Raw genomic sequence first — 14409 nt, 5'->3', positions numbered from 1 at the left:
GCGAGGATTAGCTCACCGCCTGGCTTAGCGTCAGGCGGTGAAATTTAGCTGTAAGTTGGGCGATTAGCGTCGGGATATTGCTGCGAAGCCTGCGGGCCAGCGGCAACGACAAAGCCTTGTGGCAACAGGCGCTTCAACACTTTCTGCGCCGCGAGGCTCTGTTCTTCATTCTCAAAATGAATCACCAGCGCATCGCCTGAAGGCGTAATACTTTTGATACGCACGCCCTGCGCGGAAAGTTGCTGATAGAGATAAAAACCATCAGGCAGATTGGTGCCGCTGTTGGCGACACGAATCTGCACCACGGTTTCATGCTGCATCAGGGTCGGAACGAAACAGATCGCCAGCAGCGCCAACGCGCCACCCAGCGCCCAAGGCAGGAAACGCCTTGGGAATCCACGGAATTTGATCATGACTGTGAATTCCCGTTACGCGTCGACTGACGTTTGCGCCAAATCACCACTAAAGAACCGACCAGACCAATCACCAGCAGCACCAGTGGCAGCAGCATCAGGCACAACATCAGTTCATCTTCGTAACGACGGAAAATCGGAGTTTTGCCCAGCGCGAAGCCCAGCACGGTAAGGATCAGCACCCACAGGAAGCCGCTTACCCAGTTGAAGAACTGAAAGCGCGCATTACTCAGGCCAGAAAGCCCGGCGATGGTCGGGAGCAAGGTGCGGACAAAGGCAATAAAGCGACCCACCAGCAATGCAGACAAGCCATGGCGATGGAACAGTCGGTGGGCGCGTTGATGATATTGCGCAGGCAGGTGCGATAACCATTTTTGCACGGTAGGCGTATTACCGAGCCAGCGACCCTGAATGTAGCTGACCCAGCAGCCAAGGCTGGCGCCGGTGGTCAGAATCAGCAGTGTCAGCGGGAAACCCATGGTGCCTTTAGCAATCAGTACACCCACCAGAATCAGTAAACTATCGCCGGGCAAAAACGCGGCGGGCAGCAGTCCATTTTCCAGAAACAGAATCATGAACAGCACGCCATAAATGGCCCAAACCAGCGTCGGGTCGGAGAGCATTTCGTAATCCTGCTGCCATAAGGCATGCAGCAATGCTTGCAAAATATCCATCAATCATTCCTGAACATCATTGTTAAACGTGCCCGTGAGGGGCTTAGGCGCAGACTGGCGTTGGTTATACATTTTAGATAAGCAGCCTGAGCAGGAGTTTCCGGATCCTTCCAGAATTGATTGTTAAATCAGCGACTTTATAAAAGCCCTGTCGCAAAGGGTAATAAAAGGGCGATAACTGTAACAAAAATAACGTTATCCAGACAGGGGAAAGTGCCTGCCGCACAGGAGTTTTACCTTTAGACGCAGGTGGTCCAAAGGAGCTTTACATGAGCTGACACTATTGCAGACTAACTGACTTTTTCGGCAACAAAACGGCTGAAAAATAAGCAGGATCAGCGTGGGTTTTCGCTACCTTCAGGCAGGATGACCGGATTTTCAGCAAACATGTAACGGTCGACGTTAAATTCAAAATCGTCGGTGGTGGCGTTAAACAGCATCTGCTTAGTATTTTCCAGATGTTGCCACATTGCCAGCTTACTGGCGGCGGGATCTTTGCGGATTAGGGCTTTGAGGATCTGGTCGTGATCGTCACACCAGCTAGTGATATTTTTGGCATCAATGTGTTCGTGCAGCTTCAGCCAGTAAGGATTATGCAGACGATGTAGCCACATCTTCTCGACAATCGCCGCTAAGGCGCTGTTCTGCGTCGATTGTGCGATGCGCACGTGAAACTCCATATCCCACGCAGAATCGCGCGAATGATCTTCCTGACGCGCTTTCTCCTGAATCGCCATCAATGCCACGATGTCCTGACGCGTTACCTGCGTGGCGGCAAACTCAGCCACGTTGCTTTCAATCAGCTGGCGCGCCTGCAATAACTCGAAGGGACCGAAATTGGCGAACTCCAGCTGGCTGGAGGTCACCACGCGGTTCTGCTGCTGGCTACTGATCACGTGAATGCCGGAACCTTTCCGCACCTCCACGTAACCTTCCACTTCCAGCATGATGATCGCTTCACGCACCACGGTACGGCTCACCTGCATCTCTTCCGCAATCAGACGTTCAGCAGGCAGCTTGTCGCCAACCCGGTAATCGGCTGCTTCAATGCGGCGTTTGAGTTCGCTGGCGAGCTGTTGATAGAGGCGTCGTGATTCGGTCAGGTCCATTGCGCGGTCCGCTGTGGGAGAAAGTTGAGTTGTTATACCACTTCAGCCGCACAGAGGAAATGGGCTGGCCGATGCCAGCCCGATGAGCTTAGGTGCGTACCGCAGCGGACTGCACCGCAGGCTGATCGTCGAGTTCAGAAACCGGCTGGTTTTTCAGGACGGTCCAGATAACCACCGCGCCTAACAGATCAAACACTGCCAGCGCCGCGAACAGCGGGCTGAAGCCCAGCGTATCGGCCAGCGCCCCGACCACCAACGCAAACATGGTGCTCGCAGTCCAGGCCGCCATGCCGGTTAAGCCGTTAGCGGTAGCCACTTCGTTACGGCCAAACACATCCGAAGAGAGCGTGATCAGCGCACCAGAAAGCGCCTGATGGGCAAAACCGCCGACGCACAGCAGCCCAATCGCGACATACGGACTGGTGAACAAACCGATAGTGCCCGGCGCAATCATCAACACTGCGCCCATGGTGACCACCAGTTTGCGCGAGACGATAAGATTGACGCCAAACCAGCGCTGGAACAGCGGCGGCAAGTAACCGCCGACAATGCAGCCGAGATCGGCGAACAGCATCGGCATCCAGGCAAACATGGCAATCTCTTTCAGGTTGAAACCGTACACCTTGAACATAAATAGCGGTATCCACGCGTTGAAAGTTCCCCACGCCGGTTCGGCGAGGAAACGCGGCAGCGCAATGCCCCAGAACTGACGATTGCGCAGGATCTGGCGCGCCGACATCTTCTTGTTATTGCCGGTTTGATGCTGCAGTTCCTGGCCGGCAATGATGTAGTGACGCTCCTCATCGCTCAGCTTGGTTTGCTGTTTGGGATGTTTGTAAAACACCAGCCAGCAGATGGCCCACACCATGCTCAGCACGCCGGTAATAATGAACGCCATTTGCCAGCTGTGCGCCATGATCGCCCACACCACCAGCGGCGGCGCCAGCATCGCACCAATCGACGATCCCACATTGAAATAGCCCACCGCCACCGAACGCTCTTTGGCGGGGAACCACTCGCTACTGGCTTTCAGGCCGGCCGGAATCATAGCTGCTTCGGCGGCGCCAACCGCACCGCGCGCCAGCGCAAAGCCGCCCCAGCTGCCCGCCATCGCGGTTGCGGCACAGAAGATCGCCCACAGCACGGCAAACACCGCATAACCGATTTTGGTGCCGAGCATGTCCAGCACATAACCGGCCACCGGCTGCATGATGGTGTAGCACGCCGAGTAGGCGGCGACGATATAGGAATATTGTTGCGTGGTGATACCCAACTGCGTTTCCAGCGTGGGCGCCGCAACGGCAATGGTATTGCGCGTCAGGTAGCCGAGCACCGTGCCCAGCGTCACCAGCCCAATCATGTACCAGCGTAGCCCTTTGATCTTACGCATTATTAACCTCGTCCAGTCTGTCGTTGCGGTTTTACCGCTGTAGTTATCTGGAGCGGGAAGATGTGAACAGCGCTGCTCACTCCCGCAGTTCCTTGCCTGTGCCATTAATCCCGTTAGCAACGGAGCGAGAGGTTAACTTGTTATACAGCTTCAAAAGTTGAATGCCATCACATAAACCTTGCGGCGCGTGTGTGATAGGACGAAAGATCGTTAAAACAGCCATTTAACGCAATATCCACAACAGGATCGTCCATATACCCACAGTGAAACTGTCATTATTGTGAGTCGGATCGCAAACAATTTTGCCGTTCGCCTAAATTGGTATGATAACTTTTAGTTAAAAGCCATCTGGCTACAAAATGAGGAAGCAGGTATGTCGCGTTTTATGAGTGAGGATTTTCTACTCGACACCGAGTTCGCCCGTCGTCTGTACCATGACTACGCCAAAGACCAGCCGATTTTTGACTATCACTGTCACTTACCGCCGCAGCAGATTGCCGATAATTACCGCTTCACCAACCTCTATGACATCTGGCTCAAAGGCGATCACTACAAATGGCGTGCGATGCGCGCTAATGGCGTGCCGGAAGCGTTGTGTACCGGCGATGCCAGCGACCGTGAGAAATTTAATGCCTGGGCGCGCACCGTGCCGCATACCATCGGCAATCCGCTCTATCACTGGACGCATCTCGAATTGCGTCGACCTTTTGGCATCACCGATGTGCTGTTGAACGAACAGAGCGCGGAACGCATCTGGCAGCAGTGCAATGAATTGCTGGCGCAGGACGCATTCAGCGCACGCGGCATCATGCAGCAGATGAAGGTGAAAATGGTCGGCACCACCGACGATCCGCTCGATGACTTACAGCATCACCGCAAGCTGGCGCAGGACAACAGCTTTGACGTCAAAGTGCTGCCGAGCTGGCGTCCGGACAAAGCCTTCAATATTGAGCTGGAGAGCTTCTTGCCATGGATTCAGCGCTTAGAGCAGGTAGCGGATGTCAGCGTGCTGCGCTTTGACGATCTGCGCCGCGCCTTAAGCCAGCGACTCGATCACTTCGCTGCGCATGGCTGCAAAATCTCCGATCACGCGCTGGATGTGGTGCTGTTTGCGGAAGCGGATGAGGCCACGCTGGACGGCATTCTGGCGCACCGACTGCAAGGCGCAGCGCCTTCCGCTGAAGAGACGGCCCAATTCAAAACTGCCGTGCTGGTGTGGCTCGGCAGCGAATATGCGCGCCGTGGCTGGGCGCAGCAGTATCACATTGGCGCGCTACGCAACGCCAATCGCCGCCAGTTCGATATCCTCGGCCCGGATGTTGGTTTCGATTCGATTAATGATGCACCGCTGGCGATACCGCTGGCGCGCCTGCTGGATGCGCAAAACCGCAATAACGCGCTGCCAAAAACCATCCTTTACTGCCTCAACCCGCGCGATAACGAAGTGCTGGCGACCATGGCGGGCAATTTCCAGGGTGAAGGCGAACCGGGCAAGATGCAATTTGGTTCGGCGTGGTGGTTCAACGATCAACTGGATGGCATGCAGCGCCAGATGACACAGCTGGCGCAAATCGGCCTGCTGAGCCGCTTTGTCGGCATGCTGACTGATAGCCGCAGCTTCCTCTCCTACACGCGCCACGAATATTTCCGTCGTCTGCTGTGCCAGATGATCGGCAATTGGGTGGAGCGGGGCGAAGCGCCTGCCGACGAAGCGTTGTTAGGGCAGATGGTACAGAACATCAGTTTCAACAATGCGCGCGATTACTTCGGCATTGAGCTGGGAGCCTGATGATGCAGCGACTCAACCGTCACGATTTTCCCGGCGCGCACTATAGCGAACGCGTTATCCAGTTTGGTGAAGGCAATTTCCTGCGCGCTTTTATCGACTGGCAACTCGACTGGCTTAATCAACATCAAGACACCGATGCGGGCGTGGTGGTGGTGCGGCCGCGCAATCGCGTGGTGGAAGAGACGCTTAATCAGCAAGATGGCTTGTACACCACGCTGATTCGCGGGCTAAATACGGCGGGCGAGCAGGTGAGTGAAGCCCGCCTGATCCGCAGCGTGAATCGTGAAATCCAGCCGTATCAACAGTTTGACGAATTTCTCGCGCTGGCACGCGCGCCACAAATGCGTTTTGTCTTCTCCAATACCACGGAAGCGGGCATTGCCTTCGCAGAGCAGGATCGGCTGGACGATACGCCCGCCTCTTCCTTCCCCGGCAAGCTGACGCAGCTGCTGTGGGCGCGCTTCAACCATTTTGCTGGCGCCAGTGATAAAGGTTGGCTGGTGGTGCCCTGTGAACTGATCGATTACAACGGCGACACGCTGCGTGAGCTGGTGCTGCGCTACAGCCAGCATTGGCAGCTGCCGCCGGCGTTTGCCCGCTGGGTGCAGGATCACTGCGCGTTCTACAACACGCTGGTGGATCGCATTGTCACCGGTTATCCGGCGGATAGCGCGGCGATCGAAGCTTCATTGGGCTATGAAGATCGCTATCTGGTGGCGGGCGAAGTCTATTACCAGTTTGTGATTCAGGGGCCGGACGCACTGGCGCAGGAACTGCAGCTGCACGCGCTGGCACCGGAAGTGAAGTTGGTGGACGACATCACGCCGTACAAAGCGCAAAAAGTGGCGATCCTCAACGGCGCACACACCGCGCTGGTGCCGGTGGCGTTTCAGGCCGGGCTGGAGAGCGTCGGAGAAGCGATGGATGACGCGCAGATGGCCGGTTTTGTCGATGCGCTGCTGCGTGACGAGGTGATCCCCACGCTGGATCTGCCACGCGATGAGCTGCACGCCTTTGCCGACGCGGTGCAGCGTCGCTTCCGCAATCCCTTTATTCGCCATGCGTTGCTCTCCATCGCTCTCAACGGTATGACCAAATTCCGCACCCGTTTGCTGCCGCAACTGCTGATGTCGCAGCAGCAAAACGGTCAATGGCCTGTGCGCCTGACTTTCGCCTTTGCCGCGCTGCTGGCCTTTTATCGCGGTGCAGAGGGCGAGCGTCACTGGCCGCTGCAGGATGACGAACACTGGCTGCAGCGTTTTGCTGAGCTGTGGCCAGCGGTAAATAACGATAAACAGACTCCGGAACAGTTGGTGCGCGCGGTACTCAGCGATGCCAATCACTGGGGCGAAGATCTCACTCAGCGGCCCGGATTAGTCGCCGCGGTCAGCCAACACCTGCAAAACATCATCGTCCACGGGATGCGGACGGCGTTGACACAACTGAGATAACGCTATGCAAGATGCCATTAGAATACATTCACGCGACAACGTTGCTGTGGCGTTGCGCGATTTGCCAGCCAATACCCAGGTCGAAATCAATCAACAGACGATCACCTTGCAGCAGGAGGTTGGGCGCGGGCATAAATTTGCGTTGCAGCCTTTAGCGACTGATGCGCTGGTGATCAAATACGGTTTGCCGATCGCGCACGCCACTCAGCCGATTGCGGCCGGTGAGATCATCCACTCAAGCAATGCGCGCACCAATTTGAGCGACGTGGATGAGTACGACTATCAACCCGATTTCCTCGAACTGCCGCCGCAAGCAGGCGACCGCGACGTGCAGATCTACCGCCGCGCCAGCGGTGAAGTGGGCATCCGTAATGAGTTATGGATTCTGCCCACCGTCGGCTGCGTGAATGGCATCGCACGGCAAATCCTGACGCGCTTTATGAAAGAGACCAATGACGCCGAAGGCATTGATGGCGTGCATCTGTTCAGCCATCCGTTTGGTTGTTCGCAGCTTGGACAAGATCACGAGAACACCCGCACCATGCTGCAAAATATGGTGCGCCATCCCAATGCTGGCGCGGTGCTGGTGATTGGCCTTGGCTGCGAGAACAATCAGGTCGATGTGTTCCGTGAAACGCTTGGTGGTTTCGATAGCGATCGCGTGCAGTTCATGGAGTGTCAGAAGCAGGATGATGAGGTGGAAGCGGGGCTGGAACGCCTGCACGAACTCTATCGCGCCATGCGCGAAGATCAGCGCCAGCCGGGCAAACTCAGCGAGCTGAAGTTTGGTCTGGAGTGCGGCGGTTCGGATGGTTTTTCCGGTATCACCGCCAATCCCATGCTGGGCTGTTTTTCCGACCAGATGATTGCCAACGGCGGCACCACGGTGCTGACCGAAGTGCCAGAGATGTTTGGCGCAGAGCGTATCCTGATGAGTCGCTGCCGCGATGAAGCCACCTTTGAAAAAACCGTGGCGATGATTAACGACTTCAAGCGCTACTTTATCGATCACCAGCAGCCGATTTACGAGAATCCCTCACCCGGCAACAAAGCCGGCGGCATCACCACGCTGGAAGAGAAGTCGCTCGGCTGCACGCAGAAGGCCGGGCAAAGTCAGGTGGTGGACGTGCTGAAGTACGGTGAGCGCCTGCATACGCCGGGACTCAATCTGTTAAGCGCGCCGGGCAACGATGCGGTGGCCACCAGCGCGCTGGCGGGCGCGGGATGTCACATGGTGCTGTTTACCACCGGACGAGGCACGCCGTATGGCGGTTTTGTGCCGACGGTGAAAATCGCCACCAATACGCAGCTCGCCGAGAAGAAGCCGCACTGGATCGATTTTAATGCCGGACGTTTGATTGAAGGGATGAGTATGGCGGCGATGCTGAAGGACTTCGTCGATATGATTGTGGCGATTGCCAATGGCCAACCGGCGCGCAATGAAACCAATGATTTCCGCGAGTTAGCCATCTTTAAAAGCGGAGTGACGTTGTAGAACCAGGTCGCCATTCATGGCGACCCAATCAATAACCGCACCTTACTCCGATTCTGAAACCGTACGACGCGGCTCGCGCTCGGCTTCGGCCTGGCATACGGCCGCGGTAAACAGAATATCCGTCGAGGAGTTCAATGCAGTCTCGGCGGAATCCTGCAATACGCCAATAATGAAGCCCACCGCCACTACCTGCATCGCCAAATCATTCGGAATACCAAACATGTTGCAGGCTACCGGGATCAGCAGCAGCGAACCGCCCGCCACGCCAGATGCGCCACAGGCACACAGCGACGCTACAAGACTCAACAGAATGGCGGTTGGAACATCCACCGAAATACCCAGCGTATGTACCGCAGCCAGCGTCAACACAGTGATGGTAATCGAAGCACCGGCCATGCTGATGGTGGCACCCAGCGGAATCGATACGGAATAAGTGTCTTCATCCAGATTGAGACGCTTCGCCAATGCCATATTCACCGGGATATTGGCCGCGGAGCTGCGGGTGAAGAATGCTGTGACGCCACTTTCACGCATGCAGGTAAACACCAGCGGATAAGGGTTGCGGCGGATCTTCTGGAACACCAGCATCGGGTTAATCACCAGCGCCATAATCAGCATGCAGCCGAGCAGCAGCGCCAGCAAATTGGCGTATTCCCACAGCGCATCAAAACCGGTTGAGGCAAGGATTGAAGCTACCAGGCCAAAAATCCCCAGCGGCGCACAACGGATCACGCAGCGCACCACCCAGGTCGCGGCATTTGACGCGTCATTAAGAAACGCTTTGCTGCTTGGGCTGGCATGACGAAACGCCAGGCCCAATCCCAGCGCCCACACCAGAATGCCGATGTAGTTGGCGTTCATCAGCGCTTCAATCGGATTCGATACCATGCTCATCAGCAAACCGTGCAGCACTTCGGCAATGCCCGACGGCGGCGTAATTTGCGTGGCACCGACGTTCATCGACAGCGTCTGAGGGAACAGATGGCTGAAGATCACTGCCACAACCGCAGCAAAGAACGTGCTGAGCAGATACAGCATGATTATCGGGCGGATATTGGTTTTCTGTCCCTGCTGATGGTTGGCGATCGAGGAGATCACCAGCACCAGAACCAGCAGCGGCGCGACGGCTTTCAGCGCACGCACGAACAGCTCGCCCAGCAAGCCAACGGCCAGTGCGGCATCACGTGAGAACCACGCCAGCGCCACGCCCGCCACCAGGCCGATCATGATTTGTTTTACCAGGCTTCCTGCGAACAGCGCGCCCAGACGTCCAATAAAGTTGTTTTGCATATCACAGTCTTTTTATATTTGCGGTCATGAGTATTGTGCGCGGTTCCACCACGCACAACGGTTTGCCCGGCGGAGTATAAGGAAAAGAGCTTATGAGGAAAGAGATAATTCTGTGCATGCGTGGCAGATCGGTTTTTTGATCTGCTGATGATGGGAAGTGTGACAGATATATAAAAGGCGAAGGTTGCCACTGGCGAAACAAAGCAGGGGAGATTAGCGCCCCTGCAGAAGATTATGGTGAGATCTTCTTCTGGTCGTTTCTGTGGTTCACCCAGGCGTTGATCAGCAGCGTACCGCCGAGAATCACGCCCACCACCGTCAGCGAGATGCCGACAGGAATGTGATAGAACTCGACGATCAGCATCTTGATACCGATAAACACCAGCACAATCGCCAGGCCATATTTCAGCATCGAGAAGCGCTCTGCCACGTTAGCCAGCAGGAAGTACATGGCGCGCAGGCCAAGAATCGCGAACAGGTTTGAAGTCAGCACAATGAACGGATCGGTGGTCACCGCGAAGATGGCGGGAATGCTGTCCACGGCGAAAATTACATCGCTCAGTTCAACCATGATCAGCACCAGCAGCAGCGGCGTAGCAAACAGCACGCCGTTTTTGCGGGTGAAGAACTTCTCACCGTCCAGGCTATCGGTCATGCGCAGATGCTTTCGCAGCCAGCGCACCACCGGCTTGTCGCCAACCGTGCTGTCATCATCCTCTTTCGCCAGCGCCATTTTCAGGCCGGTGAACAGCAGGAAGGCACCGAATACGTAAAGAATCCAGCTGAACTGGGTAACCAAATAGCTGCCAGCGAAGATCATGATGGTACGCAGTACAATCGCGCCCAATACGCCATAAATCAGCACGCGGCGCTGCAAATTGGCTGGAACGGCGAAGTAGCTAAACAGCATCAGCCAGACAAAAACGTTATCCACCGCCAGCGCTTTTTCTAAAACGTAGCCGGTGAGGAAGGCGAGAGTTTGTGCGGTAGCGACTTCGCGCCCGGCGGTGCCGTCGAGATACCACCAGAAGGCGGCGCTGAACAGCAGTGAAACTGAAACCCAAATCAGCGACCAAACCGCTGCTTGTTTGAATGACATGGTTTGTGCGCCGCGTCGGCCCTGCAATAGCAGGTCGATCGCCAGCATGATGAGCACTACAACAGCGAAGCTGCCCCAAAGTAACGGTGTGCCAACTGAGTGCATAGTCGTATCCTTTTCCAGAAATAAAAAAAGCGGCTGAAGTCAGAAGACGTCAGCCGCTTTGATCGTGCTGCAAGCAAACCTCGCCTTCCGGCAAGGTCTCACTTACAACTCAGAATAGGTTCCGGGTTGCCTGACGACCGGATGCGTGGCGCATCGTAATGACGATCAATCAGCTTACAAGTTACTCCCCTTTGCAGCGCTCAACATACGGAGTTCGATAATCGCTTTCAAGAGGGCTCCAGAAATGTTTTGCAATATTTACACTTCAGCCTGATCTGCCGGGAATACCACGCCGGTCTGGCGGCGGATTTCCGTGAGCAGTTGCGCCGTAATGCGCGAGGTTTCTAACCCCGCATGCTCAACTTCACCGGCTTCTACCAATTTGGCGAAGGTTTCGGCTTCATACAGCATGGTGTTGATGTGCTGCGGCTGCGTCAGGTTTTGGCTCTCGCCGCCGCGCGGGATTAAGCGCAGTTGCTGGCATTCGGATATCTTTTCAATTATCAGCGATCCCGCTTCACCCTGAATCTCACTCGGGATCAGTGAATCGCTGACTTTTGAGTGCAACAGCGTGACATCAAAATCGCCGTAGCCCAGCACCACCACGCCATGCGCATCAACGCCACTTTCCAGCAGGGAAGCTTGCGCTTTGACCTGCTGCGGCGCACCCCACAAGGTGACGGCGGCGGCGAGGCAGTAAAAGCCGATATCCATGATTGAGCCGTTCGACCAGCGAGGATTAAAGGTATTCGGGTTCTCGCCATCCAGATAGCGTTGATAACGCGAGGAGTACTGGCAATAGTTGATCAGGGCTTTACGCAGTTTGCCCAATTGTGGCAGCGTTTTTTGCAGTTGCAGGAACGTCGGCAGGCTGGCGGTTTTAAAGGCTTCGAACAGCACCACCTGATGCTGGCGTGCGCAGGCAATCATCGCCTCGGCTTCACGCAGGTTAGACGCCATCGGCTTCTCGCAAATCACATGCTTGCCGTGCGACATAAACAGTATCGCCTGCTCACTGTGCAGCGCATTCGGACTGGCGATATACACCGCATCAATCTCACTGCTGGCGGCAAGTTCATCCAGTGAGGTGAAGGTCAGCTTGCAGGGATAATCCACCACAAAAGCGTCGGCCTGCTGCTGATTACGCGAATAGACGCCGCTCAGCTTCATCTTGCCGGTTTCATGCGCGGCGTCGATAAACTGGCGGGTAATCCAGTTGGTTCCCACGATGGCGAAACGAATCACGTGCTGCTCTCCTGCTAAAGTAAAACGGCAGAGTAACATGTTCATCTGAGCGCCAGGCAGGCGAAATTTGATCCTGAGATCCGCATTCCAATATGATGATGCCGCACAACTTTTTAACCGACTTAGCGGGGACGCGCGGGTGAGTGGAAGTAAACATGCTCTGAACTGGACCACATTACTGATCGCCATCCCCGTTGGATGCGTGGCCTCGCTGGTGACGCTGGCTTTTCGCGGCGTGATCGATGTCATTAACCGCCTGCTGTTCAACAGCGATAACGAAATCACCGTGGCGATGCATGTCTGGCCGTGGATCTTCTGGCCGCTGCTGGTGGGCGCGGGTGGCGTTATAGCCGGTTTTTTCCTGCGCTATGCGGTGGCGATTGAGAAACAGGAAACGGTGCAGACCGATTATCTGGAAGTAATTAATGCGCGCCTTGATGCGGTGCCGACCAAAACTTCGCTGTTCCGTGCGCTGTCGTCGATTGCCAGTATCGGCAGCGGCGCATCGATTGGTAAAGAGGGGCCGATGGTGCAGCTATCGGCGCTGAGCGGCAGTTTAATCGGGCGCTGGCTGCCCAAATCGCTCAATCTGCGCAACAGCGATATCGTGGCGATGGCCGCTGCTGCCGGGCTGTCGTCGGTGTATCACGCTCCGCTGGCGTCGGCGATATTTGTGGCGGAAATCGCGTTTGGTATCTCGGCGCTGCAACGCTTGATTCCGTTGATTGTTTCGTCGGCGGTGGCGGTAATGACCATGTGGTCGCTGGGTTTCCGCAGCGCGCTCTATCCGTTATCCGAAGCGCTGTTTCAGATGGATATCAGCAGCTTGCTAATGACGTTGCTGATTGGTTTTGTCGCTGGAATCGCCGGTTGGCTGCTAATAAAACTCATTGCGCGCAGCAAGGCGCTGTTTGGCCGGGTGCGTTCGCTGCCGTTACGGCTGGGCGCGGGTGGATTAGCGGTGGGCTTTCTGGCGCTGATCTCCACCGATATTCTCGGTAACGGTTACGAAGTGATTGTCAAAATCATCGATGGCCAATATCTACTGATGGGCTTGCTGGGATTGCTGGTGCTGAAAACGCTGGCGACAACGTTATCGGTTGGCTCCAACGCGGTGGGCGGGCTGTTCACGCCTTCATTATTGATCGGCGCACTGCTCGGCGTGGCGCTGGCGCAGATGGGCGTGATGCTGCATTTACCGGTTGGCAATACCTTGCTGTATGCGGCAATCGGCATGGCGGCGGTGCTGGCGGCGGTCAGTCAGGCACCGTTAATGGCGATGCTGATGGTGTTAGAGATGACGCTGAATAGTAGCCTACTGTTCCCGATCATGATCGCGTCGGTGCTGGCGTCGATGGTGGTCTATCGCCTGCAATCGTCCAGCACTTATCCGGTGGTGAGCAGTCATTTCAGCCGTTCCGAAGCCAAGTATGATTTCGATAACATGCGCGTCGACCAATTGATCATTCCCGGCGCGGCGCTGCAGCCGGAAGAGTCGGTGGGACAGGCGCTGGCGGTGAGCTCACTCAAGCGTGAACGTTATGTGTATGTGATTAATAGCGAAGGGCAATTTCTTGGTGTGGTGTCGATTCACGATATCTCACGCAAGGTGCTGTCGCAGGAGATCACGCTGCATTCGCCAGTCAGCAGCGTGATGGACAATAATTTTCCCTGCATTTATCAGAATCAAAGCATGCGTGAAGGTTGGGAAGCTTTTGCCCGCGTCACGCTTGAGCGCTTGCCGGTGCTGAATAATCCGCAGGAGCGCCGTTTTATGGGCGCACTGACCAAAACCAGTTTGATTCAAAAAGCGCAGGAGTTTCTTTAAGCCGCGTTGCCGCGCATCGCCTGGTCGGTCATCCACAAGCGGGCGTCAAACTCCAACTGATGATAATCCGGTTCCATGTGGCAGCAGAGTTGGTAAAACGCTTTGTCGTGATCTTTCTCTTTGAGGTGTGCCAGCTCGTGCACCACGATCATGCGCAAAAACGCTTCCGGTGCGAGGCGGAAGAAAGTGGAGATGCGTATCTCCGCTTTGGCTTTGAGATTGCCGCCTTGCACGCGCGAAATCGCCGTATGCAGCCCCAACGCGTGCTTCATCACCTTGATCTTATTGTCCCAAATCACTTTGCTCACCGGCGGCGCGCTGCGCATGTAGCGGTTTTTCAGCGCCTGGGTGTAATCATAGAGCGCGCGGTCGCTGACGATATTGTGCGTATCGGGATAGCGTTGCTGAAGAAATGAACCTAAACGCTCATGTTCGATCAGCGTCTGAACCTGCTCGAGGATGTTTTCAGGGTAACCCTGCAGATAGATTAATGACATTGGGATTCCCGGCGAAAGACAGTA

General features: G+C 55.7%; 12 protein-coding genes. 4 read left to right on the top strand and 8 right to left on the bottom strand.

The window, feature by feature from the left end; translation table 11 throughout:
- Nucleotides 1-44 precede the first annotated feature (44 nt).
- The 4 genes from mzrA to NR302_RS16910 form a co-directional block, all read right to left on the bottom strand.
- Nucleotides 45-413 carry an EnvZ/OmpR regulon moderator MzrA gene (mzrA, locus tag NR302_RS16925; RefSeq protein ID WP_154155024.1) on the bottom strand — a complete coding sequence of 123 codons (369 nt, stop codon included), beginning with the start codon at nucleotides 411-413 and terminating at the stop codon, nucleotides 45-47.
- Nucleotides 410-1087, bottom strand: a complete 678-nt coding sequence (locus NR302_RS16920; protein ID WP_008103505.1) for a DedA family protein — start codon at nucleotides 1085-1087, stop codon at nucleotides 410-412. The genes mzrA and NR302_RS16920 overlap by 4 nt, the downstream gene beginning before the upstream one ends.
- A 335-nt stretch (nucleotides 1088-1422) precedes the next feature.
- Complete coding sequence (exuR, locus tag NR302_RS16915; RefSeq protein WP_008103503.1) at nucleotides 1423-2196, bottom strand: transcriptional regulator ExuR; 774 nt, start codon at nucleotides 2194-2196, stop codon at nucleotides 1423-1425.
- A gap of 88 nt (nucleotides 2197-2284) precedes the next feature.
- Nucleotides 2285-3586 carry an MFS transporter gene (locus NR302_RS16910; RefSeq protein WP_008103499.1) on the bottom strand — a complete coding sequence of 434 codons (1302 nt, stop codon included), beginning with the start codon at nucleotides 3584-3586 and terminating at the stop codon, nucleotides 2285-2287.
- 373 nt (nucleotides 3587-3959) lie between these two features.
- Between NR302_RS16910 and uxaC the strand changes: the two genes are divergently transcribed.
- The 3 genes from uxaC to NR302_RS16895 are packed head-to-tail and all read left to right on the top strand — an operon-like array spanning nucleotide 3960 to nucleotide 8321.
- The gene (uxaC, locus tag NR302_RS16905) at nucleotides 3960-5375 is read left to right on the top strand and encodes a glucuronate isomerase (RefSeq protein WP_258144036.1); all 1416 of its coding nucleotides are present in this window, start codon (nucleotides 3960-3962) and stop codon (nucleotides 5373-5375) included.
- A 2-nt stretch (nucleotides 5376-5377) separates the two neighbouring features.
- Entirely contained in the window at nucleotides 5378-6826 is a 1449-nt protein-coding gene (locus NR302_RS16900) for a tagaturonate reductase (RefSeq protein WP_258145216.1), read from the top strand.
- 4 nt (nucleotides 6827-6830) lie between these two features.
- Nucleotides 6831-8321 carry a UxaA family hydrolase gene (locus NR302_RS16895; protein ID WP_258144035.1) on the top strand — a complete coding sequence of 497 codons (1491 nt, stop codon included), beginning with the start codon at nucleotides 6831-6833 and terminating at the stop codon, nucleotides 8319-8321.
- Nucleotides 8322-8363: 42 nt separating this feature from the next.
- Here NR302_RS16895 and sstT read toward each other — a convergent pair whose 3' ends face one another.
- From sstT to NR302_RS16880, 3 genes are all read right to left on the bottom strand, one after another.
- Nucleotides 8364-9611, bottom strand: coding sequence for a serine/threonine transporter SstT (gene sstT / locus NR302_RS16890; protein WP_256697548.1), 1248 nt, complete (start codon nucleotides 9609-9611; stop codon nucleotides 8364-8366).
- Nucleotides 9612-9843: 232 nt separating this feature from the next.
- Nucleotides 9844-10815: a TerC family protein gene (locus NR302_RS16885; RefSeq protein WP_258144034.1), complete on the bottom strand. Its 972-nt coding sequence runs from the start codon at nucleotides 10813-10815 to the stop codon at nucleotides 9844-9846.
- Nucleotides 10816-11073: 258 nt separating this feature from the next.
- On the bottom strand, nucleotides 11074-12060 hold the full coding sequence (locus NR302_RS16880) for a Gfo/Idh/MocA family protein (RefSeq protein WP_258145215.1): 987 nt from the start codon (nucleotides 12058-12060) through the stop codon (nucleotides 11074-11076).
- A gap of 139 nt (nucleotides 12061-12199) precedes the next feature.
- Here NR302_RS16880 and NR302_RS16875 point away from each other — a divergent pair, with 139 nt between their 5' ends.
- Entirely contained in the window at nucleotides 12200-13888 is a 1689-nt protein-coding gene (locus tag NR302_RS16875; RefSeq protein WP_258144033.1) for a chloride channel protein, read from the top strand.
- Here the strand turns inward: NR302_RS16875 and NR302_RS16870 are convergent.
- Nucleotides 13885-14385: a M48 family metallopeptidase gene (locus NR302_RS16870; RefSeq protein ID WP_258144032.1), complete on the bottom strand. Its 501-nt coding sequence runs from the start codon at nucleotides 14383-14385 to the stop codon at nucleotides 13885-13887. The two genes, NR302_RS16875 and NR302_RS16870, sit on opposite strands and share 4 nt — an antisense overlap.
- Nucleotides 14386-14409: the final 24 nt, after the last annotated feature.

The organism is Pantoea sp. SOD02 (assembly GCF_024707505.1).
Classification (GTDB): Bacteria; Pseudomonadota; Gammaproteobacteria; order Enterobacterales; family Enterobacteriaceae; genus Pantoea; species Pantoea symbiotica.
The sequence above is the reverse complement of the archived record's forward strand: the minus strand, read 5'-3'. Positions and strand labels throughout refer to the sequence as shown.